Source organism: Martelella sp. AD-3 (genome assembly GCF_001578105.1).
Lineage (GTDB): Bacteria > Pseudomonadota > Alphaproteobacteria > Rhizobiales > Rhizobiaceae > Martelella.
Genome location: NZ_CP014275.1, coordinates 699381 through 725022 on the forward strand (window position 1 = coordinate 699381; position 25642 = coordinate 725022).

The 25642-nt window shown below is 62.0% G+C and carries 22 protein-coding genes and 2 pseudogenes; 11 read left to right on the forward strand and 13 right to left on the reverse strand.

Annotation, left to right across the window (positions count from 1 at the left end):
* Positions 1-22 precede the first annotated feature (22 nt).
* Positions 23-1087, forward strand: a complete 1065-nt coding sequence (gene dctP, locus AZF01_RS03160; RefSeq protein WP_024706957.1) for a TRAP transporter substrate-binding protein DctP — start codon at positions 23-25, stop codon at positions 1085-1087.
* A gap of 41 nt (positions 1088-1128) precedes the next feature.
* On the opposite strand, the gene AZF01_RS03165 is transcribed toward dctP, so the two are convergent.
* The 9 genes from AZF01_RS03165 to AZF01_RS03205 form a co-directional block, all read right to left on the reverse strand.
* Entirely contained in the window at positions 1129-2202 is a 1074-nt protein-coding gene (locus AZF01_RS03165; protein WP_024706958.1) for an ABC transporter ATP-binding protein, read from the reverse strand.
* A gap of 14 nt (positions 2203-2216) precedes the next feature.
* The gene (locus tag AZF01_RS03170) at positions 2217-3098 is read right to left on the reverse strand and encodes a carbohydrate ABC transporter permease (RefSeq protein ID WP_024706959.1); all 882 of its coding nucleotides are present in this window, start codon (positions 3096-3098) and stop codon (positions 2217-2219) included.
* 3 nt (positions 3099-3101) lie between these two features.
* On the reverse strand, positions 3102-4172 hold the full coding sequence (locus AZF01_RS03175) for a carbohydrate ABC transporter permease (RefSeq protein WP_024706960.1): 1071 nt from the start codon (positions 4170-4172) through the stop codon (positions 3102-3104).
* A gap of 263 nt (positions 4173-4435) precedes the next feature.
* Positions 4436-5701 carry a sugar ABC transporter substrate-binding protein gene (locus AZF01_RS03180; protein WP_024706961.1) on the reverse strand — a complete coding sequence of 422 codons (1266 nt, stop codon included), beginning with the start codon at positions 5699-5701 and terminating at the stop codon, positions 4436-4438.
* A gap of 477 nt (positions 5702-6178) precedes the next feature.
* Complete coding sequence (locus tag AZF01_RS03185) at positions 6179-7159, reverse strand: aldo/keto reductase (protein WP_036236231.1); 981 nt, start codon at positions 7157-7159, stop codon at positions 6179-6181.
* A gap of 106 nt (positions 7160-7265) precedes the next feature.
* Positions 7266-8153 (reverse strand): aldo/keto reductase, encoded by an 888-nt coding sequence (locus AZF01_RS03190; RefSeq protein WP_024706962.1) that lies wholly within the window; start codon positions 8151-8153, stop codon positions 7266-7268.
* A 159-nt stretch (positions 8154-8312) separates the two neighbouring features.
* Positions 8313-8627, reverse strand: a complete 315-nt coding sequence (gene rhaM, locus AZF01_RS03195; protein WP_024706963.1) for an L-rhamnose mutarotase — start codon at positions 8625-8627, stop codon at positions 8313-8315.
* A 27-nt stretch (positions 8628-8654) separates the two neighbouring features.
* Entirely contained in the window at positions 8655-9941 is a 1287-nt protein-coding gene (gene rhaI, locus AZF01_RS03200) for an L-rhamnose catabolism isomerase (protein WP_024706964.1), read from the reverse strand.
* A gap of 114 nt (positions 9942-10055) precedes the next feature.
* Entirely contained in the window at positions 10056-12155 is a 2100-nt protein-coding gene (locus AZF01_RS03205) for a bifunctional rhamnulose-1-phosphate aldolase/short-chain dehydrogenase (RefSeq protein ID WP_024706965.1), read from the reverse strand.
* Positions 12156-12334: 179 nt separating this feature from the next.
* On the opposite strand from AZF01_RS03205, the gene AZF01_RS03210 reads away from it, so the two are divergent.
* The 8 genes and pseudogenes from AZF01_RS03210 to AZF01_RS03250 all read left to right on the forward strand — a co-directional run bounded on the left by AZF01_RS03210 (position 12335) and on the right by AZF01_RS03250 (position 20883).
* Positions 12335-13135 carry a DeoR/GlpR family DNA-binding transcription regulator gene (locus AZF01_RS03210; RefSeq protein ID WP_024706966.1) on the forward strand — a complete coding sequence of 267 codons (801 nt, stop codon included), beginning with the start codon at positions 12335-12337 and terminating at the stop codon, positions 13133-13135.
* A 53-nt stretch (positions 13136-13188) separates the two neighbouring features.
* A complete protein-coding gene (gene rhaS / locus AZF01_RS03215; protein WP_024706967.1) occupies positions 13189-14178 on the forward strand; it encodes a rhamnose ABC transporter substrate-binding protein in 990 nt (329 codons plus the stop codon).
* 308 nt (positions 14179-14486) lie between these two features.
* Positions 14487-15566, forward strand: a pseudogene (locus AZF01_RS03220) (sugar ABC transporter ATP-binding protein); the annotation flags it as partial.
* Positions 15567-15653: 87 nt separating this feature from the next.
* Positions 15654-17005 (forward strand): IS3 family transposase gene (locus tag AZF01_RS03230; RefSeq protein WP_152534477.1). Its coding sequence is split into 2 segments (ribosomal slippage): positions 15654-15989 and positions 15992-17005, totalling 1350 coding nucleotides; the frame shifts between segments, so codons are not numbered across the junction.
* Between the two features lie 44 nt (positions 17006-17049).
* A pseudogene (locus AZF01_RS03235) lies at positions 17050-17520 on the forward strand (ATP-binding cassette domain-containing protein); the annotation flags it as partial.
* On the forward strand, positions 17517-18500 hold the full coding sequence (locus AZF01_RS03240; RefSeq protein ID WP_024708774.1) for an ABC transporter permease: 984 nt from the start codon (positions 17517-17519) through the stop codon (positions 18498-18500). The pseudogene AZF01_RS03235 and the gene AZF01_RS03240, both read left to right, overlap by 4 nt.
* On the forward strand, positions 18497-19507 hold the full coding sequence (locus AZF01_RS03245) for an ABC transporter permease (protein WP_024708775.1): 1011 nt from the start codon (positions 18497-18499) through the stop codon (positions 19505-19507). The genes AZF01_RS03240 and AZF01_RS03245 overlap by 4 nt, the downstream gene beginning before the upstream one ends.
* Entirely contained in the window at positions 19504-20883 is a 1380-nt protein-coding gene (locus tag AZF01_RS03250) for an FGGY-family carbohydrate kinase (RefSeq protein ID WP_024708776.1), read from the forward strand. Before AZF01_RS03245 ends, AZF01_RS03250 begins: the two co-directional genes overlap by 4 nt.
* A gap of 6 nt (positions 20884-20889) precedes the next feature.
* On the opposite strand, the gene AZF01_RS03255 is transcribed toward AZF01_RS03250, so the two are convergent.
* The 3 genes from AZF01_RS03255 to AZF01_RS03265 are packed head-to-tail and all read right to left on the reverse strand — an operon-like array spanning position 20890 to position 22317.
* Positions 20890-21414: a helix-turn-helix transcriptional regulator gene (locus AZF01_RS03255; protein WP_024708777.1), complete on the reverse strand. Its 525-nt coding sequence runs from the start codon at positions 21412-21414 to the stop codon at positions 20890-20892.
* On the reverse strand, positions 21411-22055 hold the full coding sequence (locus AZF01_RS03260) for a cytochrome b/b6 domain-containing protein (protein WP_024708778.1): 645 nt from the start codon (positions 22053-22055) through the stop codon (positions 21411-21413). Before AZF01_RS03260 ends, AZF01_RS03255 begins: the two co-directional genes overlap by 4 nt.
* A gap of 1 nt (position 22056) precedes the next feature.
* A complete protein-coding gene (locus tag AZF01_RS03265; protein ID WP_024708779.1) occupies positions 22057-22317 on the reverse strand; it encodes a PepSY domain-containing protein in 261 nt (86 codons plus the stop codon).
* 216 nt (positions 22318-22533) lie between these two features.
* Here AZF01_RS03265 and AZF01_RS03270 point away from each other — a divergent pair, with 216 nt between their 5' ends.
* Positions 22534-23244 carry a tellurite resistance TerB family protein gene (locus AZF01_RS03270; RefSeq protein WP_024708780.1) on the forward strand — a complete coding sequence of 237 codons (711 nt, stop codon included), beginning with the start codon at positions 22534-22536 and terminating at the stop codon, positions 23242-23244.
* A 144-nt stretch (positions 23245-23388) separates the two neighbouring features.
* Here the strand turns inward: AZF01_RS03270 and AZF01_RS03275 are convergent, their stop codons facing one another.
* Positions 23389-24315 (reverse strand): transcriptional regulator, encoded by a 927-nt coding sequence (locus AZF01_RS03275; protein ID WP_024708781.1) that lies wholly within the window; start codon positions 24313-24315, stop codon positions 23389-23391.
* A 335-nt stretch (positions 24316-24650) separates the two neighbouring features.
* On the opposite strand from AZF01_RS03275, the gene AZF01_RS03280 reads away from it, so the two are divergent.
* Positions 24651-25637 carry a BMP family protein gene (locus AZF01_RS03280; protein WP_024708782.1) on the forward strand — a complete coding sequence of 329 codons (987 nt, stop codon included), beginning with the start codon at positions 24651-24653 and terminating at the stop codon, positions 25635-25637.
* Positions 25638-25642: the final 5 nt, after the last annotated feature.

The following is a 25642-nucleotide window of genomic DNA, read 5'->3' on the forward strand; positions in this document are numbered from 1 at the left end:
TCAAAGCAAAGGGAGGACTGACATGCTCAAGGACTTTATCAAGACGGCGCTCGTCGCGGGCGCTCTCGCCATCTCGGCGGGCCAGATTGCGGCGGCCGCCGACATCACCTTGCGCGCCACGGCCAATTCCAACGAGAATGACGAGGATTATGACGGTCTCGTCGTCTTCAAGAACCATATCGAGAACGCCTCCAACGGCGCGATCGCGGTCGAGATTTTCATGGGCACCCAGATCTGCGCCACGGGCGAGGAATGCCTGCAGGGCATCGCCGACGGCACGATCGACATCTATATGTCGACCTCGGGCGGCGCGGCGGGCCTTTTTCCCTATCTGCAGATTCTCGACCTGCCTTATCTGATGAATGATGACCGGGTGGCAGAGGAGGTGCTGTCCGGCCCCTTCACCACGGAACTGCGCGATCTGGCGCTTGCCGACAGCGGCGACACGATCCGCTTGATGACGATCGGCAATACCGGCGGCTGGCGCAATTTCGCCAATACCGAGCACACGATCAAAACGCCCGCCGACATGAAGGGCATGAAGCTGCGCACCGTGCCGGCGGAACTGCCGCAGGAACTGGTGCGCGCGCTCGGCGCATCTCCGACGCCGATTGCCTGGCCGGAACTCTTCACCTCGCTGCAGACCGGCGTGGTGCAGGGCACGGCCAACGGCATTACCGACATCATGAACATGAAGTTCACCGATGCCGGGCTGAATTTCATCACGCTCGACCGCCATTCCTACATGGCCGCCTTCTGGTGGATGTCGAATGAACGCTTCCAGAGCCTGACGGACGACCAGAAGAAGATCGTCGCCGATGCTTTCTACGCGCTGCAGCAGGCGACCTTCGCCAGCCCCAAGCGCAAGGAAATCGCGGCCTATGAAGACTTCCTGAAGGCGGGCGGCGAGATTTACGTGCCGAGCGATGCCGAAAAGGCGGAGTTCAAGGCCGCCGTGGAGCCGGTCTTCGACTGGTTCAAGACTTCGGTTCCCGGCGGCGAGGATATCTTTGCCAGCTTCACGGCGGCTGTTGACGAGGCGGAAGCCACGGTCAACGAACAGCGCGCGGTGGAAATCGCCAACTAATTTTTGCTGAAGTCGGCGCCCCGGCCGCCCGGCCGGGGCGTTTATTCCTCCACGGGAAAAAGATGGGCCCTGGCGGGTTCGAAGACGAGCGTGATCTTGCTGCCGGTTTCAAGCGGGCGGTCCTCCGAAAGCGCCGCGACGATGCGCCCGCCGCGCGTGAGCTCGACATTGACCACCGTCTCCGTGCCGAGGCGCTCGACCAGCGAGACCGTGCCGTGCAGCCCGCCCGCCGTGCCGTCCTCGACCACATCGAGATATTGCGGCCTGAGCCCCAGCCTGGCCTTTGAGGTTTCGGAAAAGTCAAACCGGGTCGCTGAAATCGTGACCGGGTCGAGCGCCTCCGATTGCACGGTCATCGCATCGCCGTCCCTCTCGACAATCTCGACATCCATGAAATTCATCGAGGGCGAGCCGATGAAGCCGGCGACGAAAAGGTTGGCGGGCTCGTGGTAGAGTTCCATCGGGCTGCCGACCTGCTGCACCGTGCCGTCCTTCAGCACCACGATGCGGTCGGCGAGCGTCATCGCTTCGACCTGGTCGTGGGTCACATAGATCATCGTCGCGCCGAGCTGGTTGTGCAGCTTGCCGATCTCCATGCGCATGTCCATGCGAAGCGCCGCATCGAGGTTCGACAGCGGTTCGTCGAAGAGGAAGACGCTCGGATTGCGCACGATCGCCCTGCCGATCGCCACGCGCTGACGCTGGCCGCCGGAAAGCTGCGAGGGGCGGCGGTCGAGCAGATGCTCCATCTGCAGGATGCGCGCCGCCCGCTGGACGGCTTCTTCCTTTTCCTTCTTGCCGACGCCGGCAATCGTCAGCCCGAAGGCGACATTCTCGCGCACCGACATATGCGGAAAGATCGCATATGTCTGGAACACCATGGCGATGCCGCGTTCCTTCGGCTGCAGGTCGTTGACGCGCCTGCCGCCGATTTCGAGCGTGCCGTCGGTAATGTCCTCCAGGCCTGCGATCATCCTCAAAAGCGTCGATTTTCCGCACCCCGAGGGGCCGACGAAGACGACGAATTCGCCGTCCTTGATCTCAAGGTCGACGCCCTTGATAACCTCGACCTTGCCGAAGGATTTGCGGACGTCCCTGAGCGCCAGTTCTGCCATTTGCGTTTCTCCCCTCAGCCCTTGACGCCGGTAGATGCGATGGATGCGATGAAGGCGCGCTGCAGCACCAGATAGAAGGCGAGGACCGGCACGGTGATCATCGAGAGATAGGCCATCACCTCGCCCCAGGGCACGTTGAGCTGGAAGAAATAGCCGAGCCCGACCATGATCGGCCGGTGCGCCTCGTCCTGGACCACGATCAGCGGCCAGAGATATTGTTCATTGTACATTTTCAGAGCCTTCAGGATGGCGGCGGTGGCGATGACCGGGCCCGAAAGCGGCATCACCACGCGGCGGTAGATCTGCCACCAGCTTGCCCCTTCCGCCCGCGCCGCTTCGATCAGTTCGCGCGGCAGGTCCTTGAAATACTGCACGAACAGAAAGACCGTCAGCGCATCGGCGATCCACGGGATGATCTGCACCCGGTACGTATTGAGCCAACCCCATGTGAGCCCGTCCACCCCGACCCATGGCAGGCGCGAGACGAACAGCAGAAGCGGAATGGCGATCGTCTCGAACGGGATGATCAGCGTGGCAAGTACGATGGAAAGCACCAGCGCATTGCCGCGCCAGCGCACGAAGGTGAAGGAAAAGGCGCCGAGCGAGCACAGGAACAGCGAGGCCAGCACGGTGAGCGTGGTGATCATCACCGAATTAAAGACGAACAGGCCGATCGGCGCGCGCTCGAAGGCATCGGCATAGTTCTGCAGGCTGATGTCGCCGACGGGCAGGAAAGCCCTGAGCGACGAGGTGTCGCGCAGGAGTTGGGCATCGGGCTTGAGCGACGACATCACCATGAACAGAAGCGGCAGCAGGAAGACGAGCGCCACCAGAACCAGCACGAGGTAGCGGGTGACGAGCCTGAGGCCGTGATTGTCGCCGGAAATCGCCGCCATCGCTCAGTTCCTTTCCCGGGTGAAATAGCGCTGCGCCAGAGAGATCGCGAGCACCAGCACGAAGAGCACGACCGAGATCGCCGAGCCGCCGGAGATATCCTGCCGTCCATAGCCGCGCTCGACCGCCTGGTAGACCAGCGTCTGGGTCGAATCGAGCGGCCCGCCCTTGGTCATCACGTCGATCTGGGCGAAGACGGCGAAGCATTGCATGGTGATGACGACCAGCACGAGGACGGCGGTGTTTCTGAGCCCCGGCCAGGTCACATAGCGGAAGGTCTGCCATTTCGACGAGCCTTCGATCGCTGCGGCCTCGTAAAGCGTCGGCGGGATGGTCTGAAGGCCGGCAAGCCAGATCACCATGTGGAAGCCGACCGCCTGCCAGATCGACATGGCGATGATCGAACCGAGCGCGGTATGGGTATTGCCGAGCCAGTCGACCGGCTGGAACAGGCCGAAGGTGAGCCCGGACAGCAGGCTGTTCAGAAGCCCGTCATTGCCGTCATAGATAAAGCGCCACAGAAGCGAGACGACGACGATCGAGACCACGACCGGCATGAAGAAGACGGCGCGGAAGACATTCACCCCGCGCAGTCGCTGGTTGATCAGAAGCGCCAGGCAGAGAGCGAGACCGGCCTGCACCGGCGCCGTGACGGCGACGAAGATCAGCGTGTTGGTCAGCGCCTTCATGAACACGACGTCGCGCGCCACCACCACATAGGCGGTATTGCCCGCATGGATGCGGAACCATTCGCGCATGCCGCGATATTGCGGATAGTCGTCGGAACGGGTGAAGGAGCGCACGCGCGGATATTCCAGCGCCCCGTCATCATCACGCAGCAATTGGCCCTCGTCATCGCGTTCGGGCTCGATGCTGATGACGTTGAGGCCGAGCAGGTCGCGGTAGTTCTCCATCCCGACATAGCGCGTCGGATTGGGGGAGATCAGCCGCTGGTCGGTGAGCGAAAAGCCGATGGCGAGAAAGAAGGGCAGAATGATGAAGAGCCCGATGAGCAGGATCGACGGCGCGGCAAAGGCCCAGCCTGCCCCATTGTTCTCCGTCAGTTTCCGGCTCATGTGTCTGTCCTCGTATTGAGGGGTTGGCGGCAGGCCCGAACATTGGCCACGATCCGATCTCCCCCCTTTAGGGGGAGATGCCCGGCAGGGCAGAGAGGGGTGAACCCTTTCCGGGAGCACGGCGTTGGCAGCTTTTGCCCGTTACCCCTCTCTGTCGCTTTCGCGACATCTCCCCCTCAAGGGGGGAGATTGGGGGGCATCACGCCTTCGCTAACCCTTCCCCAACAAAACAAAGGGGCCGACCGAAGTCAGCCCCCTGCAACTCAACCGTCGTGGCCGTAGCCTTGATTGCGGTCGATATCGGTGTCGATCTCGTCGACAGCGCCGTCGAGCGTGTCGGCGACATCGGCGCCGTTGGCCATGTCGGAAATCGCCTTCTGGAACACGCTGGTCTCGACCACATAGCCCGGCGTTACGGGCCGAAGCGTGCCCTGCGCGTCGGACAGGCCGTAGAAAACGGCAAGCGGCGCGCCTTCCTTGTAGTATTCGGACATTGCGGCAGCGCCTTCGGTCGCCGGAACAAGACCGATGGCGTTGGAGAATTCGGCGAGATACTTGTCCTGGAGGGCAAATTCGATGAAGGCTGCGGCCCCTTCCGGGTGTTTTGACGCGGCGGAGACGCCGAGCTGCCAGCTTGCCGCGCCGATCTTCGGGCCGTTGCCGAAATCGGGTGCCGGCAGGAAGACGACATCGTCGAAGGCGTCGAGCTTGGCGCGCGCCGTCCAGTTGCCGTTCCAGTCGATGGCATAGGAACCGTCGATGAACCCGTTCTGGTGGTCGGCGGGGTCCTGGCTGGTGCCGGGCGCGAGGTTGCGCTCGAACACCGACTGCCACCATTCGCCGAAGGCGATCGCCTCTTCACCGTTCAGCACGCCCTCCGCGGTCTGGTAGTCGGAACGATCGACCAGATCGCCGCCGAAGGACTGAAGGAAGGGCAGGAAGGCATAGGTGTACCATTCGCCGTTGTCGGCCATGCCGAGGTTCAGCGGATACTCGAAATCGCCGCTGTCCTTGAGCTTGACGAGGATGTCGTCGAATTCCTCCTTCGTCCAAGGGTCGTCCAGCGTCGGCTTGCGGATATCGTATTTGTCGAGAGTGGACTGGCGCGTCATCATTGCCAGCGCCGCGTCCCAAAGGCCGATGGAATAGATCTGGCCGTCCCATCTGCCGATGGCGCCCGGCAGGAAGCCCTCGATCGCGCTTTCGTCGATCGGCAGCGGCTGCATGTAGCCGGACCAGGCCCAGTTCGGCATGATCGGCCCGTCGACGTCGATGATGTCCGGCAGGTTTCCGGCAAGCGCCGCAGCGGTGACGGAACTGTTGTAGGAATCTTCCGGAAAGCTTTCGAGCACGACCTCCCAGTCGTCCTGGCTTGCGTTGAAATCGGCAACGATCCCTTCGAGAATGCTCGATTCCGTCGGGTTGCCGGCGCCGTGATACCACATGGAGAGCTCTGTCGCGGCAAAGGCGCCGGCGGGCAGGGCGGCGGTCGTCATCAGTGTGGCAAGGGCCAGGGCGGTTCTCTTCATCGTCAATCCTCCGATTTGAACAGTGCGGGCCTCGGTGAGGAGGCGGAAGGCGAGTGGAGGCAACCACCCGCGGAAACGGCTGTCGGGGAGGGATGTTCAGACAACGGCTTGATCGGCGCCGTCGCGCTCGGCAGGCCTTGGGGAGACGAATGCTATGCGCCTCGGGGAGCGGCCGGCCGCCGGACCGCATCGGCGGCCCGGCTTTTTGGCTGGCGGGGGCCACCCGTCGCTCAGGGCGGCGCAATGCGCCGTCCGGCGTTTACGGCATTGCCGCTGTACCCTCCCCGTACAGGGGCAATCGTGGCCTCCCCGCCGTGTCCCGTTTCAGGGACACAACTTTTAGTGAACGCTTCATTAACACGAAAGTTCCCCCGGCCTCAACCGTGAGTCTGGCGTGGTGTGGACAATATGTCGCAGGCCTGTGTTTTGTTTAGGCAATACCGGATCGCCTCGTCCGGTTCGCGGGGTTGCCGGGCTTTATTTGTAGCCAACCACGCGATGCGGCACGTAAGGCGCCTCAAGCCTTTCGATCTCTTCCGCCGTCAGTTTCAGCGCCAGCGCGGCCTCGGCATCATCAAGATGATGCGGCTTGGAGGCGCCGACGATCGGGGCGGAAACCTCGGGCTTCGACAGCACCCAGGCGAGCGCCACGCGGGCCATCGGCACGCCGCGCTCATTGGCGATTGCGGCGACGGCATCGACCACCTTGCGGTCGGATTCAGCCGTTTCTGCATAAAGCGTCTTGCCGAACTCGTCCGTCTCGGAACGACCTGTGGTCGTGTCCCAGGGGCGCGTCAGGCGGCCGCGCGCCATCGGGCTCCAGGGAATGACGCCGATGCCTTCGGCTTTGCAGAGCGGCAGCATCTCGCGCTCTTCCTCGCGGTAGAGCAGGTTCACATAGTTCTGCATGGTCACGAATTTCGCCCAGCCATTGGCCTTCTGGGTGGCGAGCATGGTGGCGAACTGCCAGGCATGCATCGAGGAAGCGCCGATATAGCGCGCCTTGCCGGCCTTCACCACGTCATGAAGCGCCTCGAGGGTTTCCTCGATCGGCGTGCCGTAGTCAAAGCGGTGGATCTGGTAGAGGTCGACATAATCGGTGCCCAGGCGACGCAGCGAATTGTCGATCTCCTGCATGATCGCCTTGCGCGACAGGCCCATGCCGTTCGGACCTTCATGCATGCGGTTCATCACCTTGGTGGCGATGACGATTTCCTCGCGCCGGGCGAAGTCCTTCAGCGCGCGGCCGACGATTTCCTCCGACGTTCCGGCGGAATAGACATTGGCGGTGTCGAAGAAATTGATCCCGTCCTCGACGGCCTTGCGGATGAAGGGACGGCTCTGCTCCTCCGTCAGCGACCATGGATGGGCGCCGGCGTCCGGCGCGCCATAGGTCATGCAGCCAAGGCAGAGGCGGGAGACATCGAGGCCGGTGCGGCCGAGCTTCACATAGTCCATTTTCTCGGGATCCTCGGTTTGCGGGCGTAACGCGAAGGTGACGCGACGGCTTTGTCCTGTCAAAGAAAAACGCCGCCGGAGGTCCGGCGGCGCTGGGAAGGCCTGGTCAGGCGGCGTTCTTTTCGGCGAAGGCTTTCTTGCCTTCCTCGTCAAGCGCGGCAAACTCTTCATCGGAGAGGACGATGTCCGCCGCCGCGACATTTTCCTCCAGATGCTTGACCTTGGAGGTGCCGGGGATCGGCAGCATGACCGGGCTCCTCTTCAGCACCCAAGCAAGTGCAATCTGGCTCGGCGCCGCATCGTGCTGTTTCGCAATGTCATCGAGCAGCGAACCCGAATTGGCGAGATCGCCGGCGGCCAGCGGGTGCCACGGGATGAAGCCGATATTGTTCTTTTCGCAATAATCGAGCACATCCTCGCTGGTGCGGTCGACCAGATTATAGCGGTTCTGCACTGTCGCGACCGGGAACACTTTCTGCGCGGCCCTGATCTCGTCGACCGAGACCTCGGAGAGGCCGGCATGGGCGATCAGTCCCTCGTCCAGGAACTCCTTGATGGCGCCGAACTGTTCATCGGCCGGTACCTTGGCATCAATGCGGTGAAGCTGCCAGAGGTCGATCCTGTCGACGCCCAGATTGCGCAGGCTTTTGTGAACCTGCTGGCGCAGATATTCCGGGCGTCCGACCGGAAGCCAGACGTTGGGGCCGGTGCGGGTCAGACCGCCCTTGGTGGCGATCCTGACGTCGCCATAGGGATGCAGCGCCTCCCTGATCAGCCACTCGGAGACATCGGGGCCGTAGCTGTCGGCGGTATCGATGAAATCGACGCCCAGTTCCGGCAGCCGCTTCAGCGTCGCGATGGCGCCGTCGCGATCTGCGGGCTCGCCCCAGATGCCGCTGCCGGTGATGCGCATGGCGCCGAAGCCCAGCCGCGTAACCTTCAGCTCGCCGCCGATTGCGAAAGTGCCTGCCTTGTCAGCACGAATATCAGCCATGGTCTTCTCCCATGTTTGTTGGAAAAGCGCCGCGCGACAGGAGGACCAAAGCGGGTCGGGCGCGCGGCTGCAATATCGGAAAAATACACAGGGTCAGATGGTCCGGCAGAGCGGGAGTTTCAATACGGACAACGCCATTTTGTCTGCGATCGTCCTTTTTCAATGAAGATGGAACATCTTCTTCAGGTCCACCTCAACCGGGGAATTGTCCGGATTGGTTTCCATGATATCGGCCATGAAGGCCCACCAGCGCTTGGCGATCTCGGTATCGGGAATTGCATCCATCCGATGATCGTCGGTGCGTTTCAGCACCGCGAACAGGTGGTGGGTCTCCTCGTCAAGCCAGATCGAATAGTCGCAGACGCCGGAATCCTTCAGGAGCGCGGCAAGCTCCGGCCATATCTCGTCATGGCGGCGCCTGTATTCCTCGGCCTGGCCGCGGTTGAGGTTCATGCGAAAGGCGATGGTTTCCATGGGGCTTGCTCCTCTTGGCTGCGCCTTCTACACGATGCCGCCGCCGGCCCCCGTGACGGCCGGGCGTTCGCCTGCGACCTTCTGCCGGTAGCCGGAAGCGCGATAGGCGGCGATCGGGTCGACCGCGCCGCCGGCGCGTTTGCGGGCCATGGCGAGGATCGGGCCGACATCGGTGCGGAAGGCGTCCTTCAGCGTTTCGGAAGCCATCATCGCATCGTTTTCCTCCTGATAGCCGGCAAGGGCGGCGCGATCGACCAGAAGCGCCTGGGCATAGGCGCGGCGGACTTCGATGGCCGAGCGCATCAGGCTTTCGATCGGGTCGGTGACATTGTGCGACTGGTCGAGCATGTGGGCGGGGTTGAAGCCGGGCGCGCCTTCCGCATCCACCAGTTCGTTGAAGACGAGGAACAGGCGGAACGGGTCGATCGAGCCCGTATCGAGGTCGTCGTCACCGTATTTGCTGTCGTTGAAATGGAAACCGCCGAGCTTGCCGAACTGGATCAGGCGCGCGACGATCATCTCGATATTGACGTTCGGCGCATGGTGACCGAGGTCGACGAGGCAGAAGGCCTTGGGACCGAGTTCCCTGGCGATCAGGTAGTTCGTGCCCCAGTCCTGCACGACGGTCGAATAAAAGGCCGGCTCGAAGATCTTGTGCTCGGAGAAAATCCGCCAGTCATCCGGCAGCGCCGCGTAAATGCTCTTCATCGCCTCCAGATAGCGTTCGAACTGCTTTGTAAAATGGCTCTGGCCGGGAAAGTTGGAACCATCGCCGATCCACACGGTCAGCGCCTTGGAACCGAGCGCCTTGCCGATCTCTATACATTCGATGTTGTGGTCGATCGCCTGCTGGCGGGTCGCTGCATCGGTGTTGGAGAGCGAGCCGTATTTGTAGGAGTGCTCCTGGCCCGGCTGGTCCTGGAAGGTGTTGGAGTTCATTGCATCAAAGCCGAGGCCGAGCGCCGCGCCGCGCTGGCGCAGTTCGGAAAGGTCGTCCACCTTGTCCCACGGGATATGCAGCGAAACGGTCGGGGTGGCGCGCGTCAGTTGCTGGATCACAGCGCAGTCATCCAGCTTGTCGAAGATATGGCGCGGCTCGCCGGCGCCGGGAAAGCGGGCAAAGCGCGTGCCGCCGGTGCCGACGCCCCAGGAGGGCACGGCCACGCCATAGGCCGCGACCTTGGCGGTTACATCGTCGATGCTGACGCCGCGGCGGGCGAGCTTTTCTCCGAGTGCGTTGTAGTCCCTCTCGAGGTCTTTGGCGCGCTTGTCGTTCTCTGCGGAAAGCACGCCGCCGTCGATCATCTGTTCCATGTCTTCCTCCCGTTGCAGGTGATGGGCCTGCCGAATTGGTTTGTCATCGGGGCGGTTCAGCCCACAATCTCCCCTTGAGGGGAGAGATTGGCCGTAAGGCGGGCCCTTCCAAACCTACCGCGGAAACGACACCGCATTCCCCGCATCCACGTTGATGATATTCCCCGTCGATTTGGCCGACATGTCGGAGGCGAGGAAGTAGATGGCTTCGGCGATATCCTCCGGGAACACCGAACGCTTCAGCATCGAGCGCTCGCGGTAATGCGCCTCCAGATCGTCGGTCGACATCTTGTAGGCGGCGGCGCGCTGTTCCTTCCACTCGCCAGTCCAGATCTTCGAGCCGCGCAGAACGGCATCCGGATTGACGGTGTTGACGCGGATCTGGGCGCTTGCCCCTTCAAGCGCCAGGCAGCGGGCAAGATGGATTTCCGCGGCCTTGGCCGTGCAGTATGCGGATGCGCCGGGCGAGGCGGCCAGGCCGTTCTTCGACGAGACGAACACGACATTGCCGCCGGCATTCTGGTAGCGGAACAGGCGGAAGGCCTCGCGCGAGACGAGGAAATAGCCGGTTGCCAGAATGGCGATGTTCTTGTCCCACAGATCGAGCGTCGTCTCCTCGATCGGGGCGGAGGAGGCGAGACCGGCATTGGAGACCAGAATATCAAGCCCCCCGAACTCCACCACCGTATCGGCAAAGCCCTTGGCAACTTCGGCCTCGTCGGTGACGTTCAGGTGAACGCCGCGCACGATATCCTTGCTGAAGACGGAGGAGAGCTCGGCCTTGGCGGTTTCAAGCGCGGCATCATCGATATCGGCCAGCACCACGCAGGCGCCTTCGCCGGCAAGCCGGAAGGCGGTGGCCTTGCCGATGCCGCCGGCGCCGCCGGTCACGAGCGCTATTCTGCCGGCAAGCGGCTTCGGTTTCGGCATCCGCTGCAGCTTTGCCTCTTCCAGAAGCCAGTATTCGATATCGAAGGCCTCCTGTTCGGAAAGGCCCTGATAGGTCGAGACCGAGGATGCGCCGCGCATGACGTTGATGGCGTTGACGTAGAACTCGGCAGAAATGCGGGCCGTCGCCTTGTCCTTGGCAAAGGAGATCATGCCGACGCCGGGCACCAGGTAGATCACCGCATTCGGATCGCGCATCGCCGGCGAATTGTCGTGCTTGCAGCGCGCGTAATAGGCGGCATAGTCCTCGCGATAGGCGCTGATCGCCTCCGGCAGGCCTTCGACCGTCTTGTCGATATCCGGGTTTTCCGGGTCGAAATCGACGACCAGCGGACGGATTTTCGTACGGAGAAAGTGGTCGGGGCAAGATGTGCCGAGGGCTGCGAGTTCCTCAAGCCGGTTGGAGGCGACGAATTCCAGAACGGCGGGCTGATCGTCGAAATGGCCGAGCTTGCCTTCGGTTTCCGAAATCATGCCGCGGATCTTCGGCATCAGTTTTTCGGCAATGGCGCGGCGGTCTTCGGCTGCAAGCGTCTTCACCTTTGGCCCGCCAAAGACCGGGCCTTCGATCTTCGCCTCGAGCCAGGCCATCGCCTTGTTGATGATCTCGAGCGTGGTCTCGTAGCTTTCCTTCGCCGTGTCGCCCCAGGTGAAAAGGCCATGGCTTTCGAGGATGACGCCGCGCGCATCCGGGTTTTCTGCGCAGAACTTGCCGAGCCACAGGCCCAGTTCATAGCCCGGACGCTTCCACGGCAGCCAGCCGATCTCGCCGCCGAAAATTTCCCTGGTCAGCGCCTCGGAATCGGCCGAAGCGGCAATGGCGATGATTGCGTCGGGGTGCATGTGGTCGACATGCCTTTTCGGCACATAGGCATGCAGCGGCGTGTCGATGGAGGCCGCGCGGGCATTCAGGTTGAAGGTGCAGTGGGGGAGGTAGCCCACCATCTCGTCTTCGTGCTCGATGCCGCGATAAAGCCCCTTCAACGCATTCAGCTTGTCCATGTAAAGCGTTGCAAAGCCGTCCATCTTGATGGTGCCGACATCGCCGCCCGAGCCCTTCACCCACAAGACCTCGACCTGATCACCGGTGAGCGGGTCCTTTTCCATCACCTTGGCCGAGGTGTTGCCGCCGCCGTAATTGGTGATGCGCTTGTCGGAGCCCAGAAGATTGGAGCGATAGAGCAGCAGCTCGGATTCGCTCATGCCGTCGGCCTTGCCGTCATCCCACAGGTTCTCAAGCCGGGCGGCCCGGGTGTCATTCGCCATCATTTCCTCCTTCGGGGCCTCTCGGCCTGGTTCTTCCCCGGCAAAATCCATCCGAAAGTCGGGCTTGTCAATCATAAACGCTCAATTTCGATCAAAAATGGCACTATCGCAGTGCAGCATGACTATTTTTGATTGACACTGATGGAAATTCGCTGAACTCTGTCAAAAAGGGAGGCCCCATGCACGAGAAAGAGCGTCATCGCATCATCCTGTCGGCCGTACAGGAAAAGCCGGTTGTGACCGTTGGGGAGCTCGTCGATCTGACGGAGAGTTCCGAGGCGACGATCCGGCGCGATATCGCGGCTCTGCATGTGGCCAAGCGCCTGCGCCGGGTGCGCGGCGGGGCGGAGGCGCTCAGCCCGCCGCAATTCGTCGGCCTTGCCGGCCGGCCCTTCAGCGTCAACCAGACGATGAACGCGCGGCAGAAGCAGGCGATCGCCAAGGCGGCCGTCGCGCTGTGCGATGACGGTGATTCCGTCATCATCAATGGCGGCACGACCACGTTTCAGATGGTCCATCACCTCGCCAATCGCCGGCTGCAGGTGTTCACCAATTCCTTTCCGATCGCGGAGCATCTGCTGAAGCATTCGAAGAACACGGTGATGCTGTCGGGGGGCGTGATCTACCGCGAGCAGAACGTGATCCTGAGCCCGTTTGAAAACGACGTGACCCGAAATTTCTGGGCAAGGCGGATGTTCATGGGCGCGCAAGGGATCGGCCCGCTCGGCCTGATGGAGGCCGACCCGCTTTTGATCCAGGCCGAGCAGAAGCTGATCGACCAGGCGGAAGACCTGGTTGTTCTGGTGGATTCATCAAAATTCAAGCAGCGGTCGAGCCTTATCCTTTGCGGGCTGAAAAGAATCTCGACCGTGATTACCGATTCCGGGCTGCAGGCGTCTGACGCCCGCATGCTGGAGGAGGCCGGCGTTTCGGTGATCATCGCCGATGCGCAGGCAATGGAGGAAACCGGTTCGGGCTGAGCCTTGGAGGAGAAGAGCCAGCCTGCACCCTGTTCATCAACCGGAGGAGAAAGATGAGCATTTTGAAGAAAGTTCTCGTGGGAGCGCTGCTCTCCACCGCGCTCGTTGCGCAAGGCGCGCATGCCGCCGACAAGAAGATCGCGCTGGTGGTGAAGGCGCTCGGCATCGGCTTTTTCGAGGCCGCTGCGGAAGGCGCCGAAGAGGCCGCCAAGGAAATCGGCGATGTCGAACTGATTTACACGGGCCCGACCGATACCACCGCCGAAGGCCAGATCGACGTGATCAATTCGCTGATCGCCCAGAAGGTCGATGCGATTGCGATCTCGGCCAATGACCCGGATGCTCTGGTGCCGGCGCTCAAACGCGCCATGCAGCGCGGCATCAAGGTCGTTTCCTGGGATTCCGGCGTCGCACCGGAAGGCCGCATGGTGCACTTGAACCCCTCGTCCAATCCGCTGATCGGTAACATGATCATCAAGCTTGCCGCCGACAATCTGCCGGATGGCGGCGAGGTCGCCGTGCTTTCGGCATCGGCGACGGCGACGAACCAGAACACCTGGATCGATGAAATGAACAAGGTGAAGGGCGACTACCCGAACATCGATGTCGTCACCACGGTTTACGGCGACGACCTGTTCGACAAGTCCTATCGCGAGACCCAGGGCCTCATCCAGTCCTATCCGGATCTGAAGGCGATCATCGCGCCGACCTCCGTCGGCATCGTCGCCGCCGCCCAGGCCGTGACGGATGAAGGCAAGATCGGCGAGATCAACGTCACCGGCCTTGGTCTTCCGTCCGAAATGGCGGCCTATGTCGACAATGGCGCATCGAAATCCTTCGCCATCTGGAACCCGATCGACCTTGGCTATGCCGCCGTCATGCTGTCGAACGACCTGATCGACGGCGCGAAAGCCGAACCGGGGGCAGAGCTTTCCATGGGCCGCCTCGGCGATCTGACGCTCGATGACGACAATGCCGGCGCCATGGCCGATCCCTTCGTCTACGACAAGTCGAACATCGACAAGTTCAAGGACATTTTCTGAGGTTGTTCTTGCTGCGGTGAAGTCTGGCTCTGCTGATAGACACCCAAATGCCCCTCCGAATTCGATCTCCCCCCTTGAGGGGGAGATGTCGCGAAAGCGACAGAGAGGGGTAAAGGGCGCAAGCCCTAAGAGCCGCAGTCTCCGTGCTCTCGGATGGGGTTCACCCCCCCTCTGCCCTTGTCGGGGCATCTCCCCCTCAAGGGGGGAGAATGCTGGTTGCCACATCTGGACAAGCCACTCCCGCAAACAATCCGGCCCGCTCCGATCTCGGCGGGTCGGCACCTCAGTAAAAACACGGCAGGCCCTTGATGCCAGACGCACAGAAAAACGCCGCCATCGCCCTTGACGGCATCACCAAGACCTTTCCGGGCGTTCGCGCGCTGTCGGATGTCTCCCTTGCGCTCTATCCGGGAGAGGTGACCGCGCTTGTCGGCGAAAACGGCGCGGGCAAGTCGACGCTCGTCAAAATCCTGACAGGCATTTACCAGCCGGATGGCGGCGAGATCACTATCGACGGTGCGCCTGTCCGCTTCCCGACGGCGGAAGCGGCAAGCGAACATGGCGTCACGGCGATCCATCAGGAAACCGTATTGTTCGACGCGCTGACGGTTGCCGAAAACATCTTCATCGGTCACGCGCCGACCAACCGTTTCGGCCTGATCGACTGGAAGCAGATCCATGATCGCGCCCGCGATATTCTCGACAGTATCGGCGCGCGCATCGATCCGCGCCATCGCCTGTCCGAGCTTGGCATCGCCAATCGCCACATGGTGGCCGTTGCCCGCGCGCTTTCCGTCGATGCCCGCGTGGTCATCATGGACGAGCCGACGGCAGCCCTGTCGCAAAAGGAAATCGAGGAGCTTTACGAACTGGTCGAGAAGCTGAAGGCGGACGGCAAGGCGATCCTGTTCATCTCCCACAAATTCGACGAGATTTTTCGCATTGCTGATCGCTATACTGTCTTTCGCGACGGCGAGATGGTGGGTGAGGGCAGGATCGCCGAGACCGACGAGAATGCGCTGGTGGAACTGATGGTCGGGCGGCCTGTCGACCAGGTCTTCCCCAAGCAGGAGGTCGCAATCGGCGGGCCGGTGCTGACGGTGTCGGGCTATCGTCACCCGACCGAATTCGAGGATATCGGCTTCACCCTTCGGCGCGGCGAGATCCTCGGCTTCTATGGTCTTGTCGGGGCCGGGCGGTCGGAATTCATGCAGGCGCTGTTCGGCATCACCCGGCCTGCGGCCGGCGCCGTGCGGATTGATGACGAGATCGCCGTCATCCGCTCGCCCTCGGAAGCGGTGAAGCAGGGCATCGTCTATGTGCCGGAGGAACGCGGCACGCAGGGCACGATCACCGCCATGCCGATCTTCGAAAACGTCACGCTGCCTGTTCCGTCTCAACGCCTTTGAGACAGATCTGGCTTAACGGATAAGGGAGGGTTTTGGCTCATCATAGCGCACGCAAAGGAAGCGAAGATGAGACAGAAATCCGGGCAGCAGAAGCCGACGGCAGACAAGGCGATCAAGGATATCCGCCGGGCCACACGCAAATCCTATTCGGCCGAGGAAAAGATCCGCATTGTGCTGGAAGGCCTGCGCGGCGAAGACAGTATCGCCGCGCTCTGCCGCCGCGAGGGTATCGCCGAAAGCATGTATTACACTTGGTCGAAGGAATTTCTCGAGGCCGGCAAGCGGCGCCTGGCCGGCGATACGGCTCGGGCCGCAACGACGGATGAGGTGAAGGCATTACGTCGGGAAACACGCGATCTGAAAGAGGTCGTGGCCGAGCAGACGCTGGAGCTGCGCCTGCTCAAAAAAAGCATGATCGGGGATGGGGACGCAGAAGAATGAGATACCCCGCATCCGAGAAGTTGGAAATCATCCGGCTGGTCGAGCAATCGCACCTGCCGGTGAAGAAGACACTGGAGCAGCTCGCCATTCCCCGCCAGACCTTTTACCGCTGGTATGACCGTTTCCAGCGCTTTGGCGTTGAGGGGCTGGAGGACCGCTCATCCGCCCCGTCACGGGTATGGAACCGCATTCCCGATACTATCAGGGACGAGGTGATAGAGCTGGCGCTTGAAGAGCCGGAGCTCTCCCCGCGCGAACTGGCGGTGACCTTCACCGACACAAAAAGCTATTTCGTATCAGAGGCGTCCGTCTATCGCCTGCTCAAGGCGCACGATCTGATCACCTCGCCAGCCTTCATTGTCGTCAAGGCGGACAATGAATTCAGGGACAAGACCGTTCGCCCCAATGAGATGTGGCAAACCGATTTCACCTATCTGAAGGTGATCGGCTGGGGCTGGTTGTATCTGTCCACCATCCTCGATGACTTTTCCCGATATATCGTGGGATGGAAACTGTGCACGAACATGAAGGTGGGTGATGTAACCGACACGCTGAACATTGCGCTTTCTGCATCCGGCTGCGACAGCGTCAAGGTGGAGCACAAACCGCGGCTTCTGTCGGATAATGGCGGATGCTACATCGCCGAAGACCTGGCGGACTGGCTGAAGGACAGGAAGATGGAGCAGCTTCACGGCGCGCCCGGTCATCCGCAGACCCAAGGCAAGATCGAGCGCTGGCACCAGACGCTGAAAAACCGGATCCTGCTCGAGAATTACTTCTTCCCCGAAGACCTTGAAGCGCAGATCGGCGCATTCATCGACCATTACAACAATCGCCGATACCACGAGAGCCTCGGCAACCTCACACCGGCGGATGTCTACTTCGGCAGAGGAGACGAAATCCTGAAACAGCGAAAGAGGATCAAGCAACAGACCATTCAAAACCGACGCTTGCAACACCACGCAAACGCGGCTTAAATCAACACATCAGACGAGCCAATCTCTCCTGATAGCCAGACCCCATTCTGTCCATAATCATTCGACGACGGACAACGCTGCCGTCGCTCTCCAAGGTCTCGCGCAGAGGCTTTGTCCGCATGGCCGAGGAATTTGCCCTGGCGCGGGAGTTTACCGGGCGGCTGGACCTGCGCGCGGCCTCGCTCGACCAGCCCGTCGGCAATCTCTCCGGCGGCAACCAGCAGAAGGTGGTGATCGCCAAATGGCTGGCGACCCAGCCGAAAGTGATCATTCTCGATGAGCCGACCAAGGGCATCGATATCGGTTCGAAATCCGCCGTTCATGCCTTCATGAGCGAGCTTGCGGGCAGGGGGCTCTCCATCATCATGGTCTCGTCAGAAATTCCGGAAATCCTCGGCATGTCCGACCGGGTCATCGTCATGCGCGAGGGGCGGATCGTCGCCGAGCTTGCGCGCGATGAGATGTCGGCGGAAAAGCTGGTGCGGGCAGCAGCCGGCATCGGGGCGGCAGCATGATGGCGCGGATACTCAAACATCGCGAGGCGCTGCTCTTCGTCGCCATATTGATGCTCGTCGGCGCGATCGAGCTGCGTTTCCCGGGCTTCGTCGCGCCGCGCAATCTCGTCTCGATCTATAATGATACGGCGATCCTGATCATCCTGGCGCTGGGACAAGCCGCCGTCATCCTGTCGCGCGGCATCGATCTTTCCATCGCCGCCAATCTGGCGCTGTCGGGCACCATTGCCGCCCTTCTGAATGTCGCCTTTCCCGACCTGCCGGTGATCTTTCTTCTGGTGGCCGCCACCGTCAGCGGCGCGGGGCTCGGCGCCATCAACGGGCTTCTGGTTTGGCGCCTGTCGATCCCGCCCATCGTGGTGACGCTCGGCACGATGACCATTTATCGCGGCACGATCTTTCTTCTGACGGGCGGCGCCTGGGTCAATGCCCATGAGATGACCGATGCCTTCAAGGCGGTGCCGCGCGCCGTCTTTCTCGGCATTCCGGTGCTTGCCTGGTTCTCGCTGGCCGTCATTGTGGTGATGATGGCGGTGCTGGTCATGACCCGGCTTGGCCGCGCCTTTTATGCCGTCGGCGGCAATCCCCATGCGGCGGTCTATACGGGCATTTCGGTCGGTCGCACGCATTTCTTTGCCTATCTGATCGCCGGCGCGCTCGCCGGTCTTGCCGGTTATCTGTGGACCGCGCGCTATGCCGTCGCCTATGTCGATATCGCCAATGGTTTCGAACTGGACGTGGTCGCCGCCTGCGTCATCGGCGGCATCTCGATTGCCGGCGGTGCGGGCACGGCCATCGGCGCGGTGCTCGGCGCGCTCTTCCTCGGCATCATCAAGAATGCGCTGCCGGTGATCGATGTCTCGCCCTTCTGGCAAATGGCGATTTCGGGCACGGTCATCATCATCGCGGTTGCCGTCAACGCGCGCTCCTCGCGCGTCAAGGGCCGCGTCATCCTGAAAAAAGCGGAGCATGCGCTATGAGTGTCAGCGAAACGCGGTTTGTCCCCGACCGCCTGCATGGGCGTGGTTACCGGATGGCCCGCAGTTGGGAGAGCCTGCTGGTCGTGGTGGTGGTCGCGATCTTCATCGTCAACAGTTTCGCCTCGCCCTATTTCCTTGACGCTTGGAACCTGTCGGATGCGACCTTCAACTTCACCGAAAAGGCGCTGATTGCCTTTGCCATGGCGCTCGTCATCATATCGGGCGAGATCGACCTGTCGGTCGCCGCCATCATCGCGCTCGCCTCCACCGCCATGGGCTATGCCGCGCAGTTCGGCGCGGGAACGCCGGAACTTGTGGCAATCGGCCTTGGCGTCGGCCTGTTGTGCGGCGCCTTCAACGGGTTTCTCATCACCGGTCTCGGCCTGCCGTCCATCGTCGTCACCATCGGCACGATGAGCCTCTTCCGCGGGCTTTCCTATGTCGTCCTCGGCGACAAGGCCTTTACCGGCTATCCGCCCGGTTTCGCCTTTTTCGGCCAGGGCTACGTGTTCTGGGTCATCTCATTCGAATTTGTGCTGTTTGCCGTCATGGCCGTGCTTTTCGGCATCTTGCTGCATCTCACAAGCTTCGGCCGCATGGTCTATGCGATTGGCAACAACGCCACCGCCGCCCGCTTTTCCGGCATCCGCGTGGGGCGGGTGAAGTTCCTGCTGTTCCTGATGACCGGGGTGATGTCCGGCATGGCGGCAATCTGCCTGACCTCCCGCCTCGGCTCGACGCGTCCGTCGATCGCCTTTGGCTGGGAGCTCGAGATCGTCACCATGGTGGTGCTGGGCGGGATCAACATTCTCGGCGGCGCGGGCACGATCATCGGCGTCGTGCTCGCCGCCTTCATCATGGGGCTGGTCACCTTCGGCTTCGGGCTGATGAATGTGCCGGGAATCGTCATGTCGATCTTCATCGGTCTTCTGCTGATTGGCGTGATCGCATTGCCTGTGCTCTATACGAGGATCGCAAGGCGGTTCAGACGGGATGAGGCGCAATGAGTGACATCCGCAATGTCGCGGTCATCGATATCGGCAAGACCAATGCCAAGGTCATCCTCTATGGTCTGGAGAAAGGCCGCGAGGTCGATACGCGGTCAAAGCGCAATGTCGTCACGGGCGATTCGCCCTATCCGCATTTCGAGGTGGACGACCTTTTCGGCTTCATTCTGGAAGCGCTTGCCGCCTTTCAGGATCAGCATGGCGTCGACGCAATCTCCGTGACCACGCATGGCGCGACGGCGGCGCTCCTGAAGCGTGACGGAACGCTGGCGCTCCCGGTGCTCGACTACGAACATACCGGTCCCGACGAAACCCGCGCTGACTACGAAGAAATCCGCCCGCCCTTTGCCGAGACCGGCTCGCCGCGCCTTGCCATGGGGCTCAATATCGGCGCCCAGCTCTTCTGGCAGAAGACCAGGTTTCCCGACCAGTTCGCCGAGATCGACTGCATACTGCCCTATCCGCAATATTGGGGCTTTCGTCTCACCGGTCGGCGCGCCGGCGAGGCGACGAGCTGGGGCTGCCACACCGATCTATGGTCGCCGCGCACGAAAACCTTCTCCTCGCTGGTCGCGGAACTCGGCCTTTTCGGCAAAATGGGAGAGATCGTCAGGGCTGACGAGAAGCTGGGCGCGGTGTTGCCGGAGATCGCGAAGAAGACGGGGCTTGCCCCAAACTGCCCGGTTTTTGCCGGCATTCACGATTCCAACGCCTCGCTGCTGCCGCATCTGTGGTCGCGCGCGCAACCTTTTTCCGTGGTCTCGACAGGCACCTGGGTGATTGCCATGGCGGTTGGCGGGCATCCGCCGGCTCTGGATGAAAGCCGGGATACGCTGATCAACGTCAACGCTTATGGCGATCCGGTGCCCTCCGCGCGGTTTATGGGCGGACGGGTCTTCGAGGTGGCGGCGCCCGGCGGCGAGGTTGCCGTCACCGAAGACGACTGCAAGGCGATGCTGAAGAACCGGATCATGATGATGCCGTCGGTGCTCGGCGATACCGGGCCGTTTCAGGGGATCATCGGCGGCTGGACGGTGGACGAGCATCATCTGACGCCCGGCATGCGTCTTCTCGGCGTTTCCTGGTATCTGGCGCTGATGACGGCGATCTGCCTTGACCTGACCGGGGCTTCTGGACCGGTAATCGTGGAAGGCCCGTTTGCCGAAAACCACGACTATCTCTCCATGCTCTCGGCCGCGACCGGCCGTCCGGTGGAGAAAAGCCCGGGCAGCGGCACCAGCGCCGGCGCGGCAGGCCTTGCCGTGGGCGGCATCAAGCTCTCCGCCTTCAAGCCCCATCCCGAATCGCTGTCGGGTCTTGCCGACCTCAACGCTTACGCGGAAATCTGGCGGGAAAGGCTGCCGGAGGTGGAATGAAGCCTGTCAGGCAGCGTCATCCGGCCTGCCGATGCCATCGCCCAACAGATCCTCGACGAACCATGCGGCAAACTGGGCGCGGCCGGAAACGCCGGCCTTGGCGTAGATCCGCGTCATCTGGGCGCGCACGGTGCCCTGGGCCGCGCCGCGCAGGCGGGCGATCTCCGAGATATCAAGCCCCTTCAGCGCCAGAAGCCCGACTTCGCGTTCGGCGGGGGTCAGGCCCCAGTCGTTGAACTGTGCGTCGATGATGCGGATGAAATCGCCGCGCGCGGTATCGAGTGCGCGTTCCTGGGCATACATGCGTTCAAGTGTCAGCCGAAGCTGCCAGCCGGCAAGGAAGATGCCGGCGACCAGCGTGACGGCGATCAGCGCCTCGATGATGGAGTGGGCGCCGGGCGGCTTCTCAAAAAGGTCGCGCGTTGCATCGGCAACGAAAAACACGGCGGCGACGGCCTGCATCAGCATGAACGCCGCAAGGGCGATCGTCTGCGATCGCCCTTGCCTTCGTGTTTCCGGCCTGTTCGTCATTTCGGCGGACCCTTGATCATCGGGCGGACGAGGTTTCGGCGAAGCGCGTGGCTTTCGACCGCGACGCCTGCGACGTGAATGAGCGCCAGAATGAGCATCAGGTTGGCGGCGGTTTCGTGCACCCCCTCGACGATGTCGCTCCGGGCAAGACTGTCGCCACTATCGTCCCCGGCGCTACCATTGGCAAGGCTCGACCAGTCGCCCTGTTCGACGGCAGCCTGTTCCTCCGCAATCGTGATCGGGCTCCTGGCATCGGTCATGATCAGGCCGGTGGCGATGACGACGGCGAGCATCGCCCAGAGCGCATAGACCATCATGGCCCCTGCGGGATTGTGCGACGGATACTCACGCGGCTTGCCCCTGATGACCGAGAGCAGGTGCGAGACGGCGGCTTTCGGATGCGGCGGAAAGGCGGAAAAGCGCGCCTCGCGCGGTCCGAGAAGCCCCCAGCCCAGCCGGATCGCCAGAACCGACATGGCGATCCAGCCGACCCAGACATGGACCGTGCCGCCCGGTTTGGACAAGAGCCCGTTGATGATGACGGCGGCGGCGATCGTCCAGTGGCTGATCCGCACCAGCGGGTCCCACGGATCGGGAGGGGCGACTTCCGCCCCTCGGCCTGTCTTTGCCTTGTCGGACATCTTAGTCCTTCCCGGAAATCTTCTTTACCGCGCCGGAGGCCGGATCGATATAGATTTCCCACATCTTGTTGGACTGATCGGTGCACTTGGCCTCGATCATGCCGCCTTCGGCTTCGAATGCCCTGACGGAACAGCCGGCCTTTTCGAGGGCGGCGGTGGCGTCCTTCGGATTGGTGCCGACGACGTCGCCGACGGCCGGCATGGCGAAGGCGGAAAACGGCGAGACGAGCGTAAGGGCTGCGAGGATGGCAATGCGTTTCATATCGGCTCCTGTCTGTTGGGTCGCCTTGGAGTGCGACGCTGCCGATGTGGACGGAGACAATTGCCCTCGTCCATGGCGCAAGTGCTGAAATGCGGACCCGTAAGCGTCTGCTTATAGGGTGTTCAGGTGGATGAAACGGCGCTGGATGCCTTGAAAACGGCTTGTCCCCGCACCAGTTCGATCTTCTTCGGGCAATCAATACGGGTGAAAGAACGCATGGACATCAACAAGCTTCTGGAAGGCTTCCTCGGTTCAGGCTCGGGCTCGGGCGGGCCGGATGCGGCGCGGACAACGGGTGGCTCAAGCCTGCCGGGCGGGCTTGCCGGCGGCGCGGCGGCCGGCGGAGCGATCGCGCTTCTGCTCGGCACCAAGACCGGGCGTAAGCTGGGCGGCAAGGCGCTGAAATACGGCGGCATGGCTGCTGTCGGCGGACTGGCCTACAAGGCCTATCGCGACTGGCAGGAGAACAAGTCCTCCGGTCAGGAGGAGAGGTCGCTCAATTTGCCGAAGCCGCCGGCGGACAGCGGCTTTGATGTCGAGCACGACGCGGACAAGGACGGCCGGGATTTCCGGCTGGCGCTGATGCGGGCGATGATCGCGGCGGCGAATTGCGACGACCATATCGACAAGGCCGAGCATGGCCGCATCCGCGAGCAGATCGAGAAGATGGGATTCGGCGCGGAGGAAAAAGCGCTGCTTTTCGACTATTTCGCCCAGCCATCAGATCCTGCGGCGGTCGCAAGGCTCGCGCGCTCGCGCGAACAGGGAGCCGAGCTCTATCAGGCTTCCGCTCTTGCGGTCGATCCCGACACGCCGCAGGAAAAGGCCTATCTCGAGCGGTTGTCCGGACATCTGGACCTGCCCGAAGGTCTGCGCGGACACCTCGATCTCGAAGCGGAAGCCGCCCGCCGTCAGGTTGAGGGCTAACCGTTCCGGCAATGACGACGCGCTGACCTCTGCGGCCGCTGGTCCTTGTCCTGGGCGCGGTGGAGAAGCGCGTCGCCGTCCCGAGGGCGCGCCATCGCGGCGCTTGCGGCCGGTCATTGGTAGACTCGATGGTCGACGGCAAGGCTACTTCGTGGCGATCCTGAGGACGATGTCCTGGTCGTAATTGCCGAAGCCCTTGCCAAAGATATTGACGCCGCCGGGATGACGGGCGTCCTCGTGCACGCTGATCGAAAGGCGGATGGAGTGGTGGCGTTCAAGGCCGAGGTCGGCGAGACGGACGTCGGACATCCTGACGCCGTCTACATAGGCGCCGCTTCCGGTCACGCGGAAGCGCTTCAGCATGCCGTATTGCGAGCCCTTGAGCTTCCACCAGTCCGGCGTGAATACGCCGCGACGATCGCCGAAATCGCCCGGGGATGTCCACTGGCCGATATCGATGCCGTTGATGCCGATGGTGATGTCGGACGGCCAGTCGGGGTTGGTGCCGGGCATTTCGGAGGAGAGTTCCAGGGAGAATTCGAGCTCTTCGACGCCGCGGTTGTCGAGCCGGGCATTGTTGGGAAACTGGTATTCCACCTTGCCCCTTGTGAACCAGATCAGCCCGGCCTTCATGCGCGCCGGATCAAGGAAGGAATCGGGCACGTCGAGAAGGCCGATAATGCCCTCGTTCGTGCACAGCCCGCAGGGCGCGCTGACGTCGAAGGCGGTGTAGAGGCCGACCGGCATCGACACCTCGATCCCGTCCCTGCGGCGTTCCTCCGCCGCATCGGCGAAAACGATCAGCACTTCATCGTAGATGCTGGTGCAGACCTTCTGGTTGCCCTTGCGGGCGCGCTGGCTCTCCGTGTGGATCAGTCCGGCCTCTTCCAGAAGCTGCACGCTGAGCGACACTGTGGATTGCGGAAGCTTCAGGAGTTCGCCGATCTCCTTGACGTTCAGCGGCCCCTTGCGGCGCAGAAGCTTGAGCACGGCAATGCGCGCCGGCGCGGCCAGACCCTTGATGACATTCATGTCCCTTTCCGGGTCAACGACGAGAAAATTGCGCGGCATGGGAGAACTTTTCTACTGGCGGTCAGTGTCAGGAAACGTTCATATCAGGATTCTTGGCGCGGTCAAATATCGGTGGTCACGGCCCGCGTGCCGGGACCGCTTAATGCGGACAATTCACAATCTGGTGCAAACTTTTGAACAGGGATTGCGCCGACTTCGGTTCGTCTGCCTTATTTGGCGATCGGTATCGCGATTCGGCCATCGGCTGCATGCACTTGAAAAAACACAAGGAAACGAGCAGGCTGCACATTTCCTGTGCATTCGTTTATCTTGACACAAGATTGAGCGGCTTCTAGAATTTTGAACCAAATGGTCAAAGAGGGGTCTTTTTACAAATGAAGAATGATTTTTCGCTGAGCCGTCGCGCGCTCATGGCATCCACGCTTGTTCTCGGCGCCGTCGCCATGGCGCCTGCCGCCGGCGCTGCCGAGCCGCTGAAGGTTGCCGGCATCCACGCCTCCCCGGTGGAGAACGCCTGGAACTCGGTCATCCATCAGGCGCTCCTGGAAGCCGCCGAAGAGGGCACGATCGAATATGTCTTTTCCGAGAGCGTTTCCGGCACGGATTATCCCCGCGCCATGCGCGAATATGCCGAGCAGGGCGTCGACCTGATTATCGGCGAATCCTACGCCGTTGAATCCGAAGCGCGCGAAGTGGCCGCCGACTATCCCGATACGCCCTTCGTCATGGGCTCCTCCGGCGGTCCGTCTGGCGACAATTTCGGCGTTTTCGGCACATGGAACCATGACGGCGCATATCTCGCCGGCATGCTGGCCGGCACGCTGACGGAAAGCAATGTCGTCGGCTCGGTCGGCGCCATGCCGATCCCGGAAGTCAACATGCTGATCAATGCCTTTGCCGAAGGCGTGAAGGAAACCAATCCGGACGCCGAACATCATGTCACCTTCATCGGCACCTTCTTTGATCCGCCCAAGGCCCGTGAAGCCGGTCTCGCCCAGATCGACCAGGGCGCGGACATTCTCTTCGGCGAACGCATTGGCACGGCCGACGCCGCCAAGGAACGCGGTATTCTCGCCGTCGGATCGCTCATCGATTACACGCCGCGTTATCCCGATACCGTCTTTGCCAACGCTCTCTGGGGCTTCCGCCCGATCGTCGATGCGGCGATCGCCGATGTCGAGGCCGGCAATCCGGTCGGCCAGAATTACACGGCCTTCGGCATGCTGAAGGAAGGCGGCAGCGACATCGCCTTCGTTGAAGGCGTTGCCTCGCCGGAGGCGGTCGAAGCCATGCTGGCCAAGCGTCAGGAAATCATCGACGGCACGTTCGAGGTGCCGCGCAATATGGACGAACCGAAGTAGGGATT